This window comes from Streptomyces sp. NPDC056479 (assembly GCF_042795335.1).
Taxonomy (GTDB): Bacteria; Actinomycetota; Actinomycetes; order Streptomycetales; family Streptomycetaceae; genus Streptomyces.
This window is the reverse complement of record NZ_JBHTRZ010000001.1, coordinates 245,287-262,045: the sequence shown is the minus strand read 5'-3', so window position 1 is coordinate 262,045 and position 16,759 is coordinate 245,287. Positions and strand designations below refer to the sequence as shown.

Below are 16,759 nucleotides of genomic sequence, written 5' to 3'. Positions count from 1 at the left end.
GCCTGAGGCCGGGTACGGCCTGGTCGCTCGCAGGGTCGAGCCTGTCAGATGACAGGAGGTCGGCCCAGTCGAGTCAGCCGCCACACCGTACGCCACTTCATGGGCCTGCGGGGACCGCACGGAGTGGTCCAGCCTTCCCTGAATCCGCCGAACCATGCCCTCAGGGCGGGGCGGGAGGGGCGCCGGGCGAGGGTGAGCAGCATCCACACGCCCAGATAGACCGGGACGAGGGGGGCGGGAAGGTTGCGGCGGGCGAGCCAGACACGGTTGCGGGCGACCATGCGGTGGTAGACCGCGTGCCGCGAGGGCGCGGTCGTCGGGTGGAACAGCACCATGTCGGACCGGTAGTCGATCATCCAGCCCGCGTCGAGGGCCCGCCATGCCAGATCGGTTTCCTCATGTGCGTAGAAGAATTCGTCCGGCAGCCCGCCGACTTCGGCGAAGACCTTGGTGCGTACGGCGTTGGCGCCGCCGAGGAAGGTGGTGACCCGGGACGAGCGCATCGGGTCGGAGGCCCGCAGCCGGGGCACATGGCGGCGCTGGGTGACGCCGGTGTCCGGGTCGGCGATACGGAAGCTGACGATGCCGAGCCTGGGGTCGGTCGCGAAGGCGCTGCGGCACAGTTCGGCGGTGTCGTGGAGGGCGAGAAGGCCGTCGTCGTCGAGGAAGAGCAGTATGTCGACGTCCCGGCCGCTGGGGCCGAAGGCCTCGATGCCGACGTTGCGGCCGCCGGGGATGCCGAGGTTCTCGGGCAGCTCGACGGTGCGCACGCCTTCGGGGACCTCGGGGACCGGGGAGCCGTTGCCGACGACGACGACCTGGACCGCGTCGCCGTTCTGCTTGGCGACCGAGTCGAGGAGGGAGCGGAGCTCGTCGGGGCGGTTGCCCATGGTGATGACGACCGCGCCGACCTTCATGCCGTTCACTTCAGCCTGCTCGAGGCGAGGATGGACACGAGGTGCAGCAGGGTCTGCAGCAGCGCGATGCCGGCGAGCACCGCGACCCCGAGCCGGGTGAAGAACAGGTCGCCGCGGGCCTGGTCGGCGATCGCCAGGACCAGGATCAGCAGGGACGCCTCGATGCCGAGGACGAGCCGGTGGAACTTCAGGGCGGCGGCGGCCTTGCGGGCCAGCTTCATGCCGGAGGAGCGCATCTCGGCGGCGGCCTCCTGGACCGGCGGCTTGCCGGCCTGGTGACGGGCGACGCCGACGAGGTCGGTCTCGGCCTTGATCAGGATCGCGCCGAGCGCGGCCAGGGTGCCGAGGAAGGCCCACAGCCAGTCGATACGGCCGCTGCCCCACAGGTCCGCGGCGCGCAGGCCGAAGCCGACGAGCACGGCGGCGTCGGTGAGGTAGGCGCCGACGCGGTCGAGGTAGACGCCGTTCAGCGAGTACTGCTTCTTCCAGCGCGCGATCTCGCCGTCGACGCAGTCCAGCAGCAGATACAGCTGGACCATGACCACGCCGAGCACCGCCCCCCAGATCCCCGGCACCAGAAGTGCCGGGGCCGCGAGGACACCACAGACGGTCATCAGGTACGTGAGCTGGTTGGGCGTGACCCTGGTGTTCACCAGGTAGCGGTCGACCCGCAGGGACACCTCTCGCATGTAGAGGCGTCCCATCCAGTGCTCACCGCTGCGCCGGTCCTTCACCCCCGCAGGGTGAACGACGGGGCGGAGTTCAGCTACCGATGGCCTTGACATAGTCGGCGTAGATGTCCTTGATCTGGTCGGTTGTCAGGTCGAGGTGTTCGAGGATCGTGTAGCGGCCGGGCCTGGTCTGCGGAGCGAACTCGACGGCACGGACGAACTCGTCGTCCGAGAAGCCGATCTCCTCCGGCAGTACCGGCAGCCCGTGCCGACGCAGCACCTCGGCCATGTAGGCCGACTCCTCGTGGGCTCCGCGCAGGTACATCGCGAATGCCGCACCCAGTCCGCACTGCTCGCCATGGGCGGCGGCACGCCTCGGGTACAGCAGGTCGAAAGCGTGGTTGATCTCGTGGCACGCGCCGGAGCAGGGGCGGGAGTCGCCCGACACCGACATGGCGATACCGCTGAGCACCAGCGCCTCGGCCAGCACCTGCAGGAAGCCGGTGTCCCCTATACCGCCCGGGTGCCGCAGGACCGCCTCGCCCGCCTGCCGGGCGATCGCGGCGGCGAGGCCGTCGATCTTCTCGCCCTTGACGCGGTTCGCCAGCTCCCAGTCCGCGATCGCGGAGATGTTGGAGATGGCGTCGCCGATGCCGGCACGGACGAAACGGGCCGGGGCCTGGTGGATGACGTCGAGGTCGATGACGACCGCGATCGGGTTCGGCACACCGTAGGAGCCGCGCCCCGCGTCGTTGTCGAGGGTGGCGACCGGCGAGCACAGGCCGTCGTGCGCGAGGTTCGTCGGTACGGCGACCAGGGGCAGGCCGACGCGGGCCGCGGCGAACTTGGCACAGTCGATGATCTTGCCGCCGCCGAGCCCGACGACGGCGTCGTAGTGGCCGGCCCTTATGTCACCGGCCAGCCGGACCGCGTCGTCGAGGGTGCCGCCGCCGACCTCGTACCAGGTGGCGCCGGGCAACGCGGGAGCGAGCCGCTCCTTGAGCTTGGCGCCGGAACCGTTGCTGACGGCGACGGCGAGCTTGCCGGAGTGCGAGATGCGTTCGTCGGCGAGGACACCGGCCAGGTCGTCGAGGGCACCGGGGCGGATGTCGACGACGACCGGCGAGGGAATCAGCCGGGTCAGTACTGGCATGCGATCTCCCGTCCTCGGGCGAGATCGTCGTGGTTGTCGATCTCCACCCACTTGACGTCGCCGATCGGCGCCACGTCGATACGGAAGCCGCGGTTCACGAGCTCCTGGTAGCCGTGCTCGTAGAACTGCTGCGGGTCGGTCTCCCACACCGTCTTGAGGGCGTCGGCCAGCTCGGGCGCCGCGTCGCCCTCGATGAGGGTGACGCCGATGTACTCGCCGGTGGCCTCGGCGGGGTCCATCAGCTTGGTGATCTTCGTCATGCCCTTCGCGGGGTCGACGACGACCTTCATCTCCTCGTCGGCCAGGTCCTTGACCGTGTCCAGGGCGAGGATGATGCGACGGCCCTCACCGCGGGCGGCGAGCAGCGTCTTCTCGACGGAGACCGGGTGCACGGTGTCGCCGTTGGCGAGGATCACACCGTCCTTGAGGGCGTCACGGCCGCACCACAGGGAGTAGGCGTTGTTCCACTCCTCGGCCTTGTCGTTGTCGATGAGCGTGAGCTTGAGGCCGTACTTCCGCTCAAGGGCCTCCTTGCGCGCGTACACGGCCTCCTTGCGGTAGCCGACGATGATCGCGACCTCGGTCAGACCGATCTCGGCGAAGTTGCCGAGGGTCAGGTCCAGAACCGTGGGCTCGCCCTCTATACCCGCGGGCCCCACCGGCACCAGAGCCTTGGGAAGGCTGTCGGTGTAGGGGCGCAGACGGCGTCCGGCGCCGGCCGCCAGCACGAGGCCGATCATGCGGGTTCTCCTTCATCGTGTACGGCGGGCGCCCCGGAGGACACCCAGAAGCGGATGCTCTCGACGAGCACCACGAGGGCGACGGCCACGGCGAGGACCGTGAGCGCGACCGTGAACTGCGAGACGGCGACCGCGGCGGCCAGGACGGTGACGAGCAGCGTCCGCCCCTCATGCCCCCCGATGACACGCACCAGCCAGGCCGGCGGCGCCCCGGCGTTGCCGCGGATGCGGTACACCGTGTCGTAGTGATGGTAGGCGACAGCCGCCACCAGGCCGAAAGCCGCAGGAAGGGCTCCGTTTACCTCGGCTTTAACTGCGAGCGCGAGGACGGTGCCGTATTCGGCCGCCCGGAAGAGCGGCGGGATCAGCCAGTCGAGGGCGCCCTTGAGGGGCCGGGCGACGGCGAGAGACGAGGTCACGGCGTATCCGAGCGCGGCGACGGCCGGCCACGGTCCGCCGAAGTCGGTGAGCGCGGCCGTGGCGACGACCGCGACGCCGCCGAGCAGGGCCACGGCGGGGACGGCGAAGCCGGGCAGCCGCCGGGCGACGTTCTTGAACGCCTCCGCGAAGCCCTGCGCGAGCGGCCCGGAGTCCGCCAGGTCGGCCAGCGCCTCGGCGGCGCGGTCGGTGCGGCGGGCCTTGCGGGTCAGCGAGCGCAGCACACGGCCGGCGGTGGTGTAGGTGGCGGCGAAGGCGCAGCCGATGAGCAGCGCGTAGAAGGTGATGCGAGGAGTGGTGGCCGCCGTCAGGATCGCGATCATCGCCCAGCGTTCGCCGATCGGCAGGACGATCATCCGGCGCACCCACACCGTCCAGCCGACGCTGTCGAGCTTGTCGGAGAGGGCGGCCGTGGGGCTGGTGTTGGCGGTGGCGTCGTGGTTCGCCTCGTTGAAGGAGAAGTCGACCACATGCCGGCAGGTCTGCAGGACCATCGCGCCGAGGGCGAGGGCCCACACGTCGTCGCCGCCGCGGGCCGCGCCGAGGGCGAGGCCGGCGTAGTAGGCGTACTCCTTGGCCCGGTCGAAGGTGGCGTCGAGCCAGGCGCCGAGCGTGGAGTACTGGAGCGAGTAGCGGGCGAGCTGACCGTCGGTGCAGTCCAGGACGAACGAGAAGATCAGCAGCAGGCCGGCCGCGATGAACCCGGGCCGGGTGCCGGTGGCCGCGCAGCCCGCCGCGATGAGCGCGGTGATCAGGGAGGCGGTGGTGACCTGGTTGGGGGTCAGGCCCCGGCGGGCGCACCAGCGGGCGATGTAGCGGGAGTACGGGCTGATGAAGAAGGTCGTGAAGAAGCCGTCGCGGGACTTCACGGCCGACTTCAGGCGTATCGCCTCGTCGTCGACGGCCGCGACCGCCTGCCGCGCCTCGTTGCGCGCCTGCGGGTCGGCCGGTACGGCGGCGACCAGGCTGCCGAGCTCGGGGCGCTGGACGTCGGTGCCGTCGTCGTCGAGGGCGGTGACGATGCGGTCGGCGAGGCTGTCCACGGCCACCGCGGAACCGCCGCCGGCGGAGGTCTCGCGGGCCATCGCGCGGGTCAGGGCCTGGCGGCCGGCCGGCTGGGCGGTCACGGCGCCCGGGATCGCGGCGATTGGGAAGCGGGGGTCGGTCAGGCCGAGGCGCAGCGCGTGCGGGTGGCCGACGAAGCGGGCGTCGACCACGGCGACCCGCTGATCACCGGGCACCTGGGCGAGGAGGGTCTCGGCGTCGGCCGGGTCGGCGGCGACCCGCACGTCGTAGCCGAGGGACCGCAGATCGCCCTCGATCGACGATCCGGGGACCGGCTGACCGGTGAGGATGGCGGTCGACAACCGAAGTCACTCCCTGGGTGCCGGCGTTCCGTGCCGGTCGTGTACGTGGTGGCAGCGCCCGTTGGCGGTGGTGGCCGGGCGGCGTGTCGGCAGAGGCTATCCGATGATTGGAAGCCAACGTTCACCGGCCGTTTGGCGAAGCGATCAACGTGGTTTGCCCGGAGCCTCACTGCGATCATCATCGGGGATTCCGGGGTCCGCCCACAAACTCGGCCCCCCAGACCGGGGCATCGGCGACATTGCGTACCGGGTCGAAGGCGGGACATAGGGTGGGCGACCATGACATGGCTGATCACAGGCGGAGCCGGCTACATCGGGGCACATGTGGCGCGGGCGATGGCCGACGCCGGGGAGCGGGTCCTCGTCCTGGACGACCTCTCGGCAGGCTTTCCCACCAGGCTGCCTTCGGACGTCACCCTGGTCGAGGGCTCTTCGCTGGACGGCGACCTGCTGAAGCGGGTGTTCGCCGAGCACGCGGTGAAAGGTGTGGTGCATCTCGCCGCGCGCAAGCAGGTCGGCGAGTCCATGGCGCAGCCCACCCGCTACTACCGGGAGAACGTGGGCGGTCTCGCCACGCTCCTGGAGGCGGTCGCGGAGGCGGGCATCGAGCGGCTGGTGTTCTCGTCGTCCGCCGCCGTCTACGGCAATCCCGATGTGGATCTCATCACGGAGGACACTCCGTGCGCTCCGGTGAACCCGTACGGCGAGACCAAGCTCGCCGGCGAGTGGCTGGTGCGGGCGGCGGGCCGTGCACACGGGATCTCCACCGTTTGTCTGCGCTACTTCAACGTCGCGGGCGCCGCCTCGCCCGAGCTGGCCGACACGGGCGTCTTCAACATCGTCCCCATGGTCTTCGACCGGCTCACCCGCGGTGAGGCCCCGCGCATCTTCGGCGACGACCATCCGACGCCGGACGGCACCTGTGTCCGTGACTACATCCATGTCGCCGATCTCGCCGAGGCGCATGTGGCGGCGGCCCGGCGGCTCACCGACCCGGACATGAGCGGCGATCTGACCGTCAACATAGGCAGCGGCGAGGGCGTCTCCGTCCGCGAGCTGATCACCGTCATAGCGGAGGTGACCGGCGACCGCCGCCCCGCCCTCGTCGAGCCCGGGCGTCCCGGGGACGCGCCGCGCGCGGTCGCCTCGGCCGCGCTGGCCGCCGAGGAACTCGGCTGGACGGCTCGGCGCGGGGTACGCGAGATGGTCGAGTCGGCGTGGCGGGGCTGGCAGCTGCACCACAGCCGCTGATCATGCGCAGCATCCTGACCTGCGGATCGTTTCCGCAGGTCAGGGCACATGACAACGGTGTTCAGTGCCGCGTTGCCCGATACCCCCCACCCGTAGTTCACTGTGATCCCGGGACGGGAATTCCGATCGTCCGACGGACTCAGAAGGGCGGCTTTTCATGGGGGCTGGGCACGATCACGGGCATGCGCACGCGCCCACGACCGGTACGGCGGCCGCCGCGTATCGCGGGAGGCTGCGCGTCGCTCTGGCGATCACGCTCGGCGTCATGGTGGTCGAGATCATCGGCGGCGTGGCGGCGGACTCGCTCGCACTGATCGCGGACGCGGCGCACATGGCGACGGACGCGGTGGGCCTGTGCATGGCCCTGCTCGCGATCCACTTCGCGAATCGGCCGCCGAGCACGACGCGCACCTTCGGCTACGCCCGCGCGGAGATCCTCGCCGCCCTCGCCAACTGTCTGCTTCTGCTGGGCGTCGGCGGCTACGTCCTGTACGAGGCGATCGAACGGTTCTTCACGCCCGCGGAGACCGAGGGCGGCCTGATGATCGTGTTCGGCGCGATCGGCCTGGTCGCGAACATGATCTCGCTCACGCTGCTGATGCGGGGCCAGAAGGAGAGCCTGAACGTACGCGGCGCGTTCCTGGAGGTGGCCGCGGACGCGCTGGGTTCGCTCGCGGTGCTGATCTCGGCGGCGGTGATCCTGGCCACCGGATGGCAGGCCGCCGACCCGATCGCCTCGCTGCTCATCGGCCTGATGATCGTGCCGCGCACCCTCAAGCTGCTGCGGGAGACCCTCGACGTCCTGCTGGAGTCGGCCCCCAAGGACGTCGACATGCATCAGGTGCGGGCCCACATACTCGCCCTGGACGGCGTCGAGGACGTCCACGATCTGCACGCCTGGACGATCACGTCCGGCATGCCGGTGCTGTCCGCCCATGTGGTGGTGCGCTCGGACGTCCTGAACGCGATCGGCCACGAGAAGATGCTGCACGAGCTCCAGGGCTGCCTCGGCGACCACTTCGACGTGGAGCACTGCACCTTCCAGCTGGAGCCGGTCGGGCACGCCGAGCACGAGGCACGGCTCTGCCACTGAAACGCGGTCCGCACCGGCGGCAATGAAACAACCGTACGGTCCGATAAGACGTCAGTACGGGCGGAATGCAGCGATCCGGTGGTCCGTGGCGTCCTCATGCTCACAGCCCTCCCGCCGACGGTTCCGTACCCGCCGCGCCGGGGATCAACTGCCGGGAGTGCCGGATTCGTACGGCACACTTGGGGCGCAAGACCGATGTGAAGGATGGGTATGCCGATCACACCTGCCACCACGACGCACAGTCCGTCGAACGGCGCCGCTGACGCGATTTTGCTGGAACTCGTCGACGAGAACGGTGTGACGATCGGCACCGCGGAGAAGCTCGCCGCCCATCAGCCACCGGGACAGCTGCACCGCGCCTTCTCGGTGTTCCTCTTCGACGAGCAGGGCCGGCTGCTGCTCCAGCAGCGCGCGCTCGGCAAGTACCACTCCCCCGGCGTCTGGTCCAACACCTGCTGCGGCCACCCCTATCCCGGTGAGGCGCCCTTCGCGGCCGCGGCCCGGCGGACGTTCGAGGAGCTCGGCGTCTCCCCGTCGCTGCTCGCCGAGGCGGGCACGGTCCGCTACAACCACCCGGACCCGGCCTCGGGCCTGGTGGAACAGGAGTACAACCACCTCTTCGTCGGCATGGTGCAGTCCCCGCTGCGCCCGGACCCGGAAGAGGTCGGTGAGACGGCCTTCGTGACGCCGGCCGAGCTGGCCGAGCGCCATGCGAAGGACACCTTCTCGGCCTGGTTCATGACCGTGCTGGACACGGCCCGCCCCGCGATGCGCGAGCTGACGGGCCCGTCGGCCGGCTGGTGACGGGCCGGGGCCCGCTCCGCCGGCCGGGCCCTAAGAGCCTGTTTCTGAACCCCCGTCGTCCGCGCGGAGCGCGGGCGCAGCGCCGAGGGTGCGTGCCGGGCGTCGGAGCGCAGGCGGGGGTTCAGAAACAGGCTCTAAGGCACGTGCACGGGTTTGAGCGGCACGGCGGCCCAGATCACCTTGCCGCCGCTCGCCGTGTGCTCGACGTCGCACACACCGCCCGCCTCCCTGGCGACCTCGCGCACCAGGAGCAGCCCCCGGCCGCCGGTCTGGCCGTGGTCGGCCTCCAGGGCGGTGGGGCGGTAGGGATGGTTGTCCTCCACGGACACCCGCAGCCACTCGGCGCCGACGGCGACCTCCACGGCGAGCATCGGCGACAGCAGCGCCGCGTGCCGTACGGCGTTCGTCACCAGCTCCGACACGATCAGCAGGACGCCCTGCACCAGGTCGTCCGAGACCGGCACGCCCTGGCGGTACAGCAGGTCCCGGACGGCGTGCCGGGCCTGCGGGACCGACGCGTCGACGGCAGGGGCGGTGAACCGCCAGACGCCCTCGTAAGGCAGTGGATTCGGCGGCCGTAGATCGACGGGCTCGTCCGCGCCGCCTGCTGGGCGTGGGCCGGACCCGCGCCCGTGGTTCTCCATCGTCCGGTCGCCACCCTCGCGCTCGATTGTCACCACATCTCGAGTGTTGGTAACGCGCAGGTCCGCGCCGTGGAACTGAACAGAAGTCAGCAGGTATCGAGCGATTCTGACCGTTGGCGTATGACACGGTCAGTTGTGGGACCGGTCCTGTGCCCGCTCGTGCCGACTTGGCGAACTATTCGGGTTGTACGGGTTTGGCGGAACCCTTGCCCGATCCGTGCCCTGTGCCCCCTTCGCCGGCGACGCGCTCGGAGACCATGCCGACGATCCGCCTGCCGCCGAAGCCGGTGGCGATCAGGCCGAGCCCGTCGAAGAGCAGGGCCAGTGAGAAGAGTGTGCCCATGACGTAACGGCTGCTGGGCCAGGAGCTCAGCACCAGGATGCCGAGAAACAGGTCGAAGGCGCCCTGCAGCAGGGTCCAGCCCATCTGCGGGCCCCGCACCACCAGACTGCCGACCAGCCGGAACAGCCCGCCCGTGAGGAACAGCAGGGCACCGAACATCGCCAGCGCCTCGGCCGTCGCCTCCGGCCTGCGGATCACCACCACACCGGCCGCGATGTTCAGTGCCGCCACCACCACGCCGAGCCAGAAGAAGTTGGTGCCGCGCGCCTGGACCGCATGCCCGAGGCCGATGACGCCGCCGATCAGCAGAAGCCAGCCGAACAGCAGCATCGTGGTCAGCGTGGCGAACGCGGTGTAGAGCAGCCCGATCACTCCGCCGATGACCAGCAGCACACCGAGGGCGCCGAGCCAGCTGAAGCCACGCTGGAGTCTGGCCGCCTCGCCCGTGGGTTTGCCGGACCTCGCCATCAGCGCCTCCTCGATCGATCTCAGGGCTCCCCCTCGTACCCTCTGCCGTGATCGCCCGTGGGACCCTTCCTGATCGGCCGTTCGGCGCAAGCGGATAGCATCCGCCGCATGGAGCCCCAGCTGCTGCACGGTGTCACCGACTCGGTCGCCACCGTCGTCATCCACCATCCGGCCAAGCGCAACGCCATGACGGCCGCGATGTGGCGCGCGCTGCCGCCGCTGCTCCAGACGCTGGCCGCCGATCCGGCCGTACGGGTGCTGGTGCTGACCGGCGAGGGCGGGACGTTCTGCGCGGGTGCCGACATCTCCACGCTCCAGGGGTCGCCTCAGGAGGCGCAGGAGCTGGCCGTGGCCGCCGAGGAGGCGCTGGCCGCCTTCCCGAAGCCGACGCTGGCGGCGATCCGGGGGCACTGTGTGGGGGGCGGTTCGCAGCTGGCGGCGGCCTGCGATCTGCGGTTCGCCGAGGAGGGGTCGCTCTTCGGGGTGACGCCGGCGAAGCTGGGGATCGTGTATCCGGCCTCCTCCACCCGGCGGCTGGTGTCGCTGGTGGGGCCCGCCGCCGCCAAGTACCTGCTGTTCTCGGGCGAGTTGATCGACGCGGAGCGCGCGCTGCGTACGGGCCTGGTGGACGAGGTGCTGCCGGAGGGCGAACTCACCAAGCGGGTCATGGAGTTCACCCGGATCCTGGCGTCGCGCTCGCAGCTGACGCAGGCCGCGGCGAAGGAGTTCGCGAACGGGCACACCGACCGCGACGCCCACTGGGCGGAGCAGGCGCGCGGAAGCGGCGACACCGCGGAGGGCGTCGCCGCGTTCCTGGAGCGCAGGCAGCCGCGCTTCACCTGGAACGTGCCTACGCCAGACTGAAGCGGCTGTTCGTGCGGAACTCCTCGACCAGGTGCGCGGGCGCCTTCTGCGGGGATCCGGCGTCGTAGGGCGGCTGCGGGTCGTACTCGGTCAGCAGCTGCACGGCCTGTGCGTGTTCGTCGCCGGCGATCTTCCCGACCAGGGTCAGGCCCATGTCGATGCCGGAGGAGACACCGGCGGCGGTGATGTACTTGCCGTCCTGCACGACCCGCTCGCCCGTGGGCTCGGCGCCGTACTGCGGCAGGAAGTCGAGGGTGAGCCAGTGGGTCGTGGCGCGGCGGCCGTCCAGGAGGCCCGCGGCGGCCAGAAGCAGCGAGCCGCTGCAGACGGAGGTCGTCCAGGTGCTCGTGATGTCGGCGGTCCTGAGCCAGTCCAGGAGGACCTCGTTCTCGGTCTGGGCGAAGGTTCCGGGCCCGCCGGGCACCACGACGATGTCGGGATGCGGTACGTCGGCCAGGGCCTTGTCGGCCATGAGGGTCAGGAATCCCGTGTCGGCGCGCACGGGCCCCGCGGTCTCGGCGACGAAGTCGACCCGCGCGTCCGGGATGCGGCTCAGTGATTCGTAGGGCCCGACGATGTCGAGGGCGGTGAAGCGGTCGTAGAGGACCATCGCGATCTGCATGGGCTTCCTTTCAGGTCGGTCGTCCGTGTCTCGGTCGTCCGTGTCTCGGTCGGTCGTGCGGTCAGCGGACCGGTGCGGGGTGGAAGCGGCGGCGGTACTCGGCCGGGGCCGCCCCGAGTGCCTTGACGAAGGCGCGCCGCATGGCCTCCGGGGTGCCGTAGCCACTGGCCCGGGAGACCTCCTCGACGCCGTCGGTGGTGTCCTCCAGGAGGCGCCGGGCGTGTTCGAGGCGGGTCCGGTCGACGTAACGGCCGGGGGTCATGCCGGTCTCGGTCTGGAAGGCGCGGGCGAAGTGGCGCGGGGAGAGGCTCGCGCGAGTGGCGAGCGCCTCGACGGTCAGATCGGCGTCCGGGTGCTCGGTGATCCAGCGCTGGACTTCCCGCAAGGGTTCGCGCTGGGCGGTCTGGGCGGCGAGCTGGGCGCTGAACTGGGCCTGGTTCCCGGGTCGGCGCAGGAAGACGACCAGGTGGCGGGCGATACCGAGGGCCACCTCCCGGCCCAGGTCCTCCTCGACCAGGGCGAGGGCGAGGTCGATGCCCGAGGTCACGCCGGCGGAGGTGGCGACATGTTCGTCGCGCACATAGATCGGGTCCGGGTCGACCTCGACGGCCGGGTGGTCGCGCGCGAGTTTGTCGCAGTACGCCCAGTGGGTCGTGGCGCGACGGCCGTCCAGCAGACCGGCCGCGGCGAGCAGGATCGCGCCGGTGCAGACGGAGACCAGTCGCTCGGCACGGGGGCCGTGCTCGCGCAGCCACTCGACCAGGTCGGGGTCAGGGGTGCGGGTGCCCTGGCCGCCCGGGACGACGAGGGTGTGCGCGGCGAGCCGGTCGTCCAGCGTCTGGTCCGGTACGAGGGTCAGCCCGCTGGAGGTGCGCACTGGAGCGCCGTCCAGGGAGGCCGTGCGGAGGCGATACGTGCCCGGAGAGTGTGTCTCCGCCCCCGCGAAGACCTCCAGCGGCCCGGTGACGTCGAGGCTCTGCACTGCGTCGAAGAGTACGAAGAGGACGGTTCGCTGCGGCATGCTCCGATTCTTCGGGGCCGCCGGCATGACCGCAATGACGAGCTCCCCACCTTTCCTGCCATGGGCTGTGCAGACCCTGGTGGCATACCAAGCGGTTGGTAACCTGCCGGACATGACTACCGCCGCCCTTGAGCCCCACGCCGGCCGCCGCTGCCACAACATGCTCAACTCCCTGCACTCGACGTCCTACTTCGCTCCGGAGCTGGGCAGGGAACTGTCCACTCTGGGCATCACGCACCCCAGGGCGGTCAACTTCGCGGTACGGGCCGCCGCGCTGGGGCCGGTGGGCGCGGGCGCGGTGACGGCGACTTTCTACAACTACAAGCACGAGCTGGTCGCCCGGCACGTCCCCGCGGTCTGGGCGATCGCCTCGCCCGAGGACGTGCTGGCGGCACGCGCGCGTGCGGTCGACGCGGCGCTGCGGCGGCTGCTCGGCGAGGAGGCGGTGACGTCCGCGGAGATGGCGGAGGCCGCACGGTTCGCGCTCCGGGCGACCGAGGCCTGTTCGCGCAGCGCCCGGCCGCTGTACTCGGCGCACGCGGACCTGCCGGTCCCCGCGGAGCCGCACCTGGCGTACTTCCACGCCACGACGCTGCTGCGCGAGCACCGCGGAGACGGGCATCTCGCCGTGCTGATGGCCGCCGGGCTCGACGGTCTCGAGGCGGTGGTGACCCACACCGCGACCGGCAAGGGCATGACCCCGAAGTGGGTGTTCTCCACCCGCGGCTGGGCCCAGGAGGACTGGGACGCTGCCTGCGAACGGCTGCGGGGGCGCGGTCTCCTGGACGCATCGGGCGATCTCACGGCGGAGGGTGTCGCCCTGCGCGACGAGATCGAGGCGGGGACGGACCGCCTGGACCGGGCGCCGTACGAGCACCTCGGGGCGGAGGGAGTCGCCCGGCTGACGGAGCTCGGGAAGGGTTTCGCGCAGGCGGCGGTCGCGGCCGGCGCGTTTCCGGCGGACCTGCTCGGCAACGCCTGAGATCACTGGAGGGGCCCGCGATGAATGGCCGGCCCCAGCTGCGGTACCCGGACCCCAGCAGGCCGTCGTGGCCTGGAGAGGAAAGGGTGAAACACGTGTTCCGTGCAATCGCAGATGTCCTGCGACAGATAGGTGGCGCGATCGCCACTGTGGTGACGTTGCCTTTCCGGGCGCTCGCCCGGCTCTTCGGCGGCGCGTCGAGCAGCACACGCAGTCGCCGGGTCTGATTCCGTCCCGCCGCGACGGGCCGGGTTGCCGCCCTGATCCCCGGTTGTCGGTGTCACCTGCCACAATTGCCGCGCAACCTCAGTGAGAAGGCGGGACGGGATCGTGACGACACCCCTCGTAGGGTCCATCGAAGACAGGATCGCCGCGGAGCTCGGCGTACGGGAGCGGCAGGTGAAGGCTGCCGTGGAGCTGCTCGACGGCGGTTCGACGGTGCCCTTCATCGCCCGGTACCGCAAGGAAGCGACCGAGATGCTCGACGACGCGCAGCTGCGCACGCTCGAGGAGCGGCTGCGGTATCTGCGCGAGCTGGAGGAGCGGCGGACGGCGATCCTCGACTCGGTGCGCGAGCAGGGCAAGCTGACCGAGGAGCTGGAGGCCCAGATCCGCGGCGCCGAGACCAAGGCGCGGCTCGAGGACATCTATCTGCCGTACAAGCCCAAGCGCCGGACCAAGGCGCAGATCGCCCGCGAGGCGGGTCTCGAGCCGCTCGCCGAGGGGCTGCTCGGTGACCCCGGCGTCGATCCGGTCGCCGCTGCCGCCGCGTTCGTGGACGCCGACAAGGGCGTCGCCGATCCGCAGGCCGCCCTGGAGGGCGCCCGCGCGATCCTCACGGAGCGGTTCTCGGAGGACGCCGACCTGATCGGCGAGCTGCGTGAGCGCATGTGGGTGCGCGGTCGGCTGGCCGCCAAGGTGCGCGACGGCAAGGAGGAGGCGGGCGCCAAGTTCGCCGACTACTTCGACTTCGCCGAGCCGTTCACCGAGCTCCCCTCGCACCGGATCCTGGCGATGCTGCGCGGTGAGAAGGAGGAGGTCCTCGACCTCGTCCTGGAGCCGGAGGAACAGACGGACGGCCCGTCCTCGTACGAGGGGATCGTCGCCCACAAGTTTGAGATCGCCGACCGCGGCCGCCCCGGCGACAAGTGGCTGACGGACACGGTCCGCTGGGCCTGGCGCACGCGCATCCTCGTCCACCTCGGCATCGACCTGCGGCTGCGCCTGCGCACGGCGGCCGAGGACGAGGCCGTGGGCGTCTTCGCCGCCAACCTCCGTGACCTGCTGCTCGCCGCGCCGGCCGGCACGCGCGCGACGCTCGGCCTGGACCCCGGCTTCCGTACGGGTGTCAAGGTCGCCGTGGTCGACGCCACCGGCAAGGTCGTCGCCACCGACGTCATCTACCCGCACGTCCCGGCGAACAAGTGGGACGAGGCGATCGCCAAGCTGGCACGCCTGGCGAAGGAGCACTCGGTCGACCTGGTCGCGATCGGCAACGGCACCGCGTCCCGCGAGACCGACAAGCTCGCCGGTGAACTCATCACCAAGCACCCGGAGTTGAAGCTCACCAAGGTGATGGTGTCCGAGGCCGGCGCCTCCGTGTACTCGGCCTCCGCCTTCGCCTCGCAGGAACTGCCCGACATGGACGTGTCGCTGCGCGGCGCGGTGTCGATCGCCCGCCGCCTGCAGGACCCGCTGGCCGAGCTGGTGAAGATCGACCCGAAGTCGATCGGTGTCGGCCAGTACCAGCACGACCTGTCCGAGGTGAAGCTGTCGCGCTCGCTTGACGCGGTGGTCGAGGACTGTGTGAACGGCGTCGGCGTGGACGTCAACACCGCCTCCGCGCCGCTGCTCTCGCGCGTCTCCGGCATCACCTCCGGCCTCGCCGAGAACATCGTGTCCCACCGGGACGCCAACGGCCCGTTCACGTCCCGCTCACAGCTGAAGAACGTCGCGCGGCTCGGCCCGAAGGCCTACGAGCAGTGCGCGGGCTTCCTGCGCATCCGCGGCGGCGAGGACCCGCTGGACGCGTCCAGCGTGCACCCGGAGGCCTATCCGGTCGTCCGGCGGATGGTGAAGACGTCGGGCCAGGAGGTGGCCGCGCTCGTCGGCAACACAGGCGTGCTGCGCTCGCTGAAGCCGGGCGACTTCGTGGACGAGACGTTCGGTCTGCCGACCGTCTCGGACATCCTGAAGGAGCTGGAGAAGCCGGGCCGCGACCCTCGTCCCGCCTTCAAGACGGCCACCTTCATGGAGGGCGTCGAGAAGATCGCCGACCTGGCGTCGGGCATGGTCCTGGAGGGCGTCGTGACGAACGTGGCGGCGTTCGGCGCGTTCGTGGACGTGGGCGTCCACCAGGATGGCCTGGTGCATGTCTCCGCGATGTCGAAGACCTTCGTCAAGGACCCGCGCGACGTGGTGAAGCCCGGTGACATCGTCAAGGTGAAGGTCCTCGACGTGGACATCCCGCGCAAGCGGATCTCCCTGACGCTCCGGCTCGACGACGAGGCCGCCGCGCAGGGCCAGCAGGGCGGGGGCGGCGGTGAACGCCGTCAGCGCGGCGGGCGCCCGCCGCAGCAGCGACAGGGCCGCGGCGGCGGCGGTGGTGGTAACGGCGGTGGCGGCGGTTCGCGCCAGGCATCGCCGCCGGCCAACAGCGCGATGGCCGACGCGCTGCGTCGCGCGGGCCTGCTGAACCCCAAGCAGGGCAAGCGCTGACCCGACCCCGACGGGGCCGTCGCCGACGCGACACGCGGGCCCGGATCCTCCGGTACGACTCGGAGGGTCCGGGCCGGCCTCGCCCCTAGGGTGGCGGCATGCCGACGTCGCGTGTCATCACCTGGGAAGTGCCGGGAAGCAAGGGCATCGAGACCGCCTGGACCGAGCTCGGCGGTGACGCCCTGCGAGGGCGCGGCCGAGCGGTCGGTACGGATCCTGAGCCGTACTGGATCTCGTACGAACTCGACACGGTGGACGGCTTCGTGACGCGTCGGCTGCATGTCACCGCGGAGTGCGCGGACGGTGTGCGCACCCTGGATCTGCGGCACGACGGGGCGGGGCGGTGGACGGTGAACGGTGAGCACCTGCCCGAGGCCGACGGCGCCCTCGACTGCGACCTCGGCCTGTGCCCGCTCACCAACACGATGCCGGTGCTGCGGCACGGGCTCCATCGGGCGCCCGGGGAACGGGAGTTCCTGATGGCGTGGGTGTCGGTGCCGGAGCTGACCGTTGTCGCCTCCCGGCAGACGTACACGCATCTCGGTGCGGGCCGGGTTCGCTTTGTCTCCGGCGACTTCCGCAGCGACATCGAGTTCGACGACGACGGCTTCGTAGTCGACTACCCGGGGCTGGCCGGCCGGATCGCCTCAGCCTGAGGGCTGA

Annotated in this window: 17 protein-coding genes; 8 read left to right on the top strand and 9 right to left on the bottom strand. The window is 70.9% G+C overall.

Annotation, left to right across the window (positions count from 1 at the left end; genetic code table 11):
- Positions 1 to 44 precede the first annotated feature (44 nt).
- From ACFQ6S_RS01105 to ACFQ6S_RS01085, 5 genes are read right to left on the bottom strand one after another with little or no spacing between them, the layout of a single operon-like run.
- Positions 45 to 917 carry a glycosyltransferase family 2 protein gene (locus ACFQ6S_RS01105; protein ID WP_383404252.1) on the bottom strand — a complete coding sequence of 291 codons (873 nt, stop codon included), beginning with the start codon at positions 915 to 917 and terminating at the stop codon, positions 45 to 47.
- 5 nt (positions 918 to 922) lie between these two features.
- Positions 923 to 1,702: a CDP-alcohol phosphatidyltransferase family protein gene (locus ACFQ6S_RS01100; RefSeq protein WP_383401579.1), complete on the bottom strand. Its 780-nt coding sequence runs from the start codon at positions 1,700 to 1,702 to the stop codon at positions 923 to 925.
- Positions 1,680 to 2,741, bottom strand: a complete 1,062-nt coding sequence (locus tag ACFQ6S_RS01095) for an iron-containing alcohol dehydrogenase family protein (RefSeq protein ID WP_383401576.1) — start codon at positions 2,739 to 2,741, stop codon at positions 1,680 to 1,682. Before ACFQ6S_RS01095 ends, ACFQ6S_RS01100 begins: the two co-directional genes overlap by 23 nt.
- Positions 2,729 to 3,481: a sugar phosphate nucleotidyltransferase gene (locus ACFQ6S_RS01090; RefSeq protein ID WP_383401573.1), complete on the bottom strand. Its 753-nt coding sequence runs from the start codon at positions 3,479 to 3,481 to the stop codon at positions 2,729 to 2,731. The genes ACFQ6S_RS01095 and ACFQ6S_RS01090 overlap by 13 nt, the downstream gene beginning before the upstream one ends.
- Complete coding sequence (locus ACFQ6S_RS01085; protein WP_383401570.1) at positions 3,478 to 5,286, bottom strand: DUF5941 domain-containing protein; 1,809 nt, start codon at positions 5,284 to 5,286, stop codon at positions 3,478 to 3,480. The genes ACFQ6S_RS01090 and ACFQ6S_RS01085 overlap by 4 nt, the downstream gene beginning before the upstream one ends.
- Positions 5,287 to 5,565: 279 nt before the next feature.
- Here ACFQ6S_RS01085 and galE point away from each other — a divergent pair, with 279 nt between their 5' ends.
- The 3 genes from galE (at position 5,566) to idi (ending at position 8,434) form a co-directional block, all read left to right on the top strand.
- Positions 5,566 to 6,537: a UDP-glucose 4-epimerase GalE gene (gene galE, locus ACFQ6S_RS01080; RefSeq protein WP_383401567.1), complete on the top strand. Its 972-nt coding sequence runs from the start codon at positions 5,566 to 5,568 to the stop codon at positions 6,535 to 6,537.
- 157 nt (positions 6,538 to 6,694) lie between these two features.
- The gene (locus ACFQ6S_RS01075) at positions 6,695 to 7,630 is read left to right on the top strand and encodes a cation diffusion facilitator family transporter (RefSeq protein ID WP_383401564.1); all 936 of its coding nucleotides are present in this window, start codon (positions 6,695 to 6,697) and stop codon (positions 7,628 to 7,630) included.
- Between the two features lie 210 nt (positions 7,631 to 7,840).
- Positions 7,841 to 8,434 carry an isopentenyl-diphosphate Delta-isomerase gene (gene idi, locus ACFQ6S_RS01070; RefSeq protein ID WP_383401561.1) on the top strand — a complete coding sequence of 198 codons (594 nt, stop codon included), beginning with the start codon at positions 7,841 to 7,843 and terminating at the stop codon, positions 8,432 to 8,434.
- A 134-nt stretch (positions 8,435 to 8,568) separates the two neighbouring features.
- Here the strand turns inward: idi and ACFQ6S_RS01065 are convergent, their stop codons facing one another.
- Together ACFQ6S_RS01065 and ACFQ6S_RS01060 are read right to left on the bottom strand one after the other, a co-directional pair.
- Positions 8,569 to 9,078, bottom strand: a complete 510-nt coding sequence (locus tag ACFQ6S_RS01065; protein ID WP_383404250.1) for an ATP-binding protein — start codon at positions 9,076 to 9,078, stop codon at positions 8,569 to 8,571.
- Positions 9,079 to 9,253: 175 nt separating this feature from the next.
- On the bottom strand, positions 9,254 to 9,889 hold the full coding sequence (locus ACFQ6S_RS01060; protein WP_383401558.1) for an HdeD family acid-resistance protein: 636 nt from the start codon (positions 9,887 to 9,889) through the stop codon (positions 9,254 to 9,256).
- 108 nt (positions 9,890 to 9,997) lie between these two features.
- Between ACFQ6S_RS01060 and ACFQ6S_RS01055 the strand changes: the two genes are divergently transcribed.
- On the top strand, positions 9,998 to 10,753 hold the full coding sequence (locus tag ACFQ6S_RS01055; RefSeq protein ID WP_383401555.1) for an enoyl-CoA hydratase/isomerase family protein: 756 nt from the start codon (positions 9,998 to 10,000) through the stop codon (positions 10,751 to 10,753).
- Here the strand turns inward: ACFQ6S_RS01055 and ACFQ6S_RS01050 are convergent.
- Positions 10,740 to 11,375: a DJ-1/PfpI family protein gene (locus ACFQ6S_RS01050; protein ID WP_383401552.1), complete on the bottom strand. Its 636-nt coding sequence runs from the start codon at positions 11,373 to 11,375 to the stop codon at positions 10,740 to 10,742. The two genes, ACFQ6S_RS01055 and ACFQ6S_RS01050, sit on opposite strands and share 14 nt — an antisense overlap.
- A gap of 61 nt (positions 11,376 to 11,436) precedes the next feature.
- On the bottom strand, positions 11,437 to 12,396 hold the full coding sequence (locus tag ACFQ6S_RS01045) for a GlxA family transcriptional regulator (protein WP_383401549.1): 960 nt from the start codon (positions 12,394 to 12,396) through the stop codon (positions 11,437 to 11,439).
- A gap of 112 nt (positions 12,397 to 12,508) precedes the next feature.
- Between ACFQ6S_RS01045 and ACFQ6S_RS01040 the strand changes: the two genes are divergently transcribed.
- From ACFQ6S_RS01040 to ACFQ6S_RS01025, 4 genes are all read left to right on the top strand, one after another.
- A complete protein-coding gene (locus ACFQ6S_RS01040) occupies positions 12,509 to 13,378 on the top strand; it encodes a hypothetical protein (RefSeq protein ID WP_383401546.1) in 870 nt (289 codons plus the stop codon).
- Positions 13,379 to 13,473: 95 nt separating this feature from the next.
- Positions 13,474 to 13,605 carry an LPFR motif small protein gene (locus tag ACFQ6S_RS01035; protein ID WP_010042827.1) on the top strand — a complete coding sequence of 44 codons (132 nt, stop codon included), beginning with the start codon at positions 13,474 to 13,476 and terminating at the stop codon, positions 13,603 to 13,605.
- A 103-nt stretch (positions 13,606 to 13,708) separates the two neighbouring features.
- Positions 13,709 to 16,096, top strand: coding sequence for a Tex family protein (locus ACFQ6S_RS01030; protein ID WP_383401543.1), 2,388 nt, complete (start codon positions 13,709 to 13,711; stop codon positions 16,094 to 16,096).
- 98 nt (positions 16,097 to 16,194) lie between these two features.
- Positions 16,195 to 16,752, top strand: coding sequence for a putative glycolipid-binding domain-containing protein (locus tag ACFQ6S_RS01025; RefSeq protein WP_383401540.1), 558 nt, complete (start codon positions 16,195 to 16,197; stop codon positions 16,750 to 16,752).
- Positions 16,753 to 16,759: the final 7 nt, after the last annotated feature.

What these genes read in the sequence shown, in the direction of transcription:
- ACFQ6S_RS01090 (WP_383401573.1), bottom strand. Translation starts at nt 3,481, where the DNA reads ATGATCGGCCTCGTGCTGGCGGCCGGCGCCGGACGCCGTCTGCGCCCC.
- ACFQ6S_RS01045 (WP_383401549.1), bottom strand. Translation starts at nt 12,396, where the DNA reads ATGCCGCAGCGAACCGTCCTCTTCGTACTCTTCGACGCAGTGCAGAGC.
- idi (WP_383401561.1), top strand. Translation starts at nt 7,841, where the DNA reads ATGCCGATCACACCTGCCACCACGACGCACAGTCCGTCGAACGGCGCC.
- ACFQ6S_RS01100 (WP_383401579.1), bottom strand. Translation starts at nt 1,702, where the DNA reads ATGTCAAGGCCATCGGTAGCTGAACTCCGCCCCGTCGTTCACCCTGCG.
- ACFQ6S_RS01040 (WP_383401546.1), top strand. Translation starts at nt 12,509, where the DNA reads ATGACTACCGCCGCCCTTGAGCCCCACGCCGGCCGCCGCTGCCACAAC.
- ACFQ6S_RS01095 (WP_383401576.1), bottom strand. Translation starts at nt 2,741, where the DNA reads ATGCCAGTACTGACCCGGCTGATTCCCTCGCCGGTCGTCGTCGACATC.
- galE (WP_383401567.1), top strand. Translation starts at nt 5,566, where the DNA reads ATGACATGGCTGATCACAGGCGGAGCCGGCTACATCGGGGCACATGTG.
- ACFQ6S_RS01065 (WP_383404250.1), bottom strand. Translation starts at nt 9,078, where the DNA reads ATGGAGAACCACGGGCGCGGGTCCGGCCCACGCCCAGCAGGCGGCGCG.
- ACFQ6S_RS01050 (WP_383401552.1), bottom strand. Translation starts at nt 11,375, where the DNA reads ATGCAGATCGCGATGGTCCTCTACGACCGCTTCACCGCCCTCGACATC.
- ACFQ6S_RS01060 (WP_383401558.1), bottom strand. Translation starts at nt 9,889, where the DNA reads ATGGCGAGGTCCGGCAAACCCACGGGCGAGGCGGCCAGACTCCAGCGT.
- ACFQ6S_RS01055 (WP_383401555.1), top strand. Translation starts at nt 9,998, where the DNA reads ATGGAGCCCCAGCTGCTGCACGGTGTCACCGACTCGGTCGCCACCGTC.
- ACFQ6S_RS01075 (WP_383401564.1), top strand. Translation starts at nt 6,695, where the DNA reads ATGGGGGCTGGGCACGATCACGGGCATGCGCACGCGCCCACGACCGGT.
- ACFQ6S_RS01105 (WP_383404252.1), bottom strand. Translation starts at nt 917, where the DNA reads ATGAAGGTCGGCGCGGTCGTCATCACCATGGGCAACCGCCCCGACGAG.
- ACFQ6S_RS01025 (WP_383401540.1), top strand. Translation starts at nt 16,195, where the DNA reads ATGCCGACGTCGCGTGTCATCACCTGGGAAGTGCCGGGAAGCAAGGGC.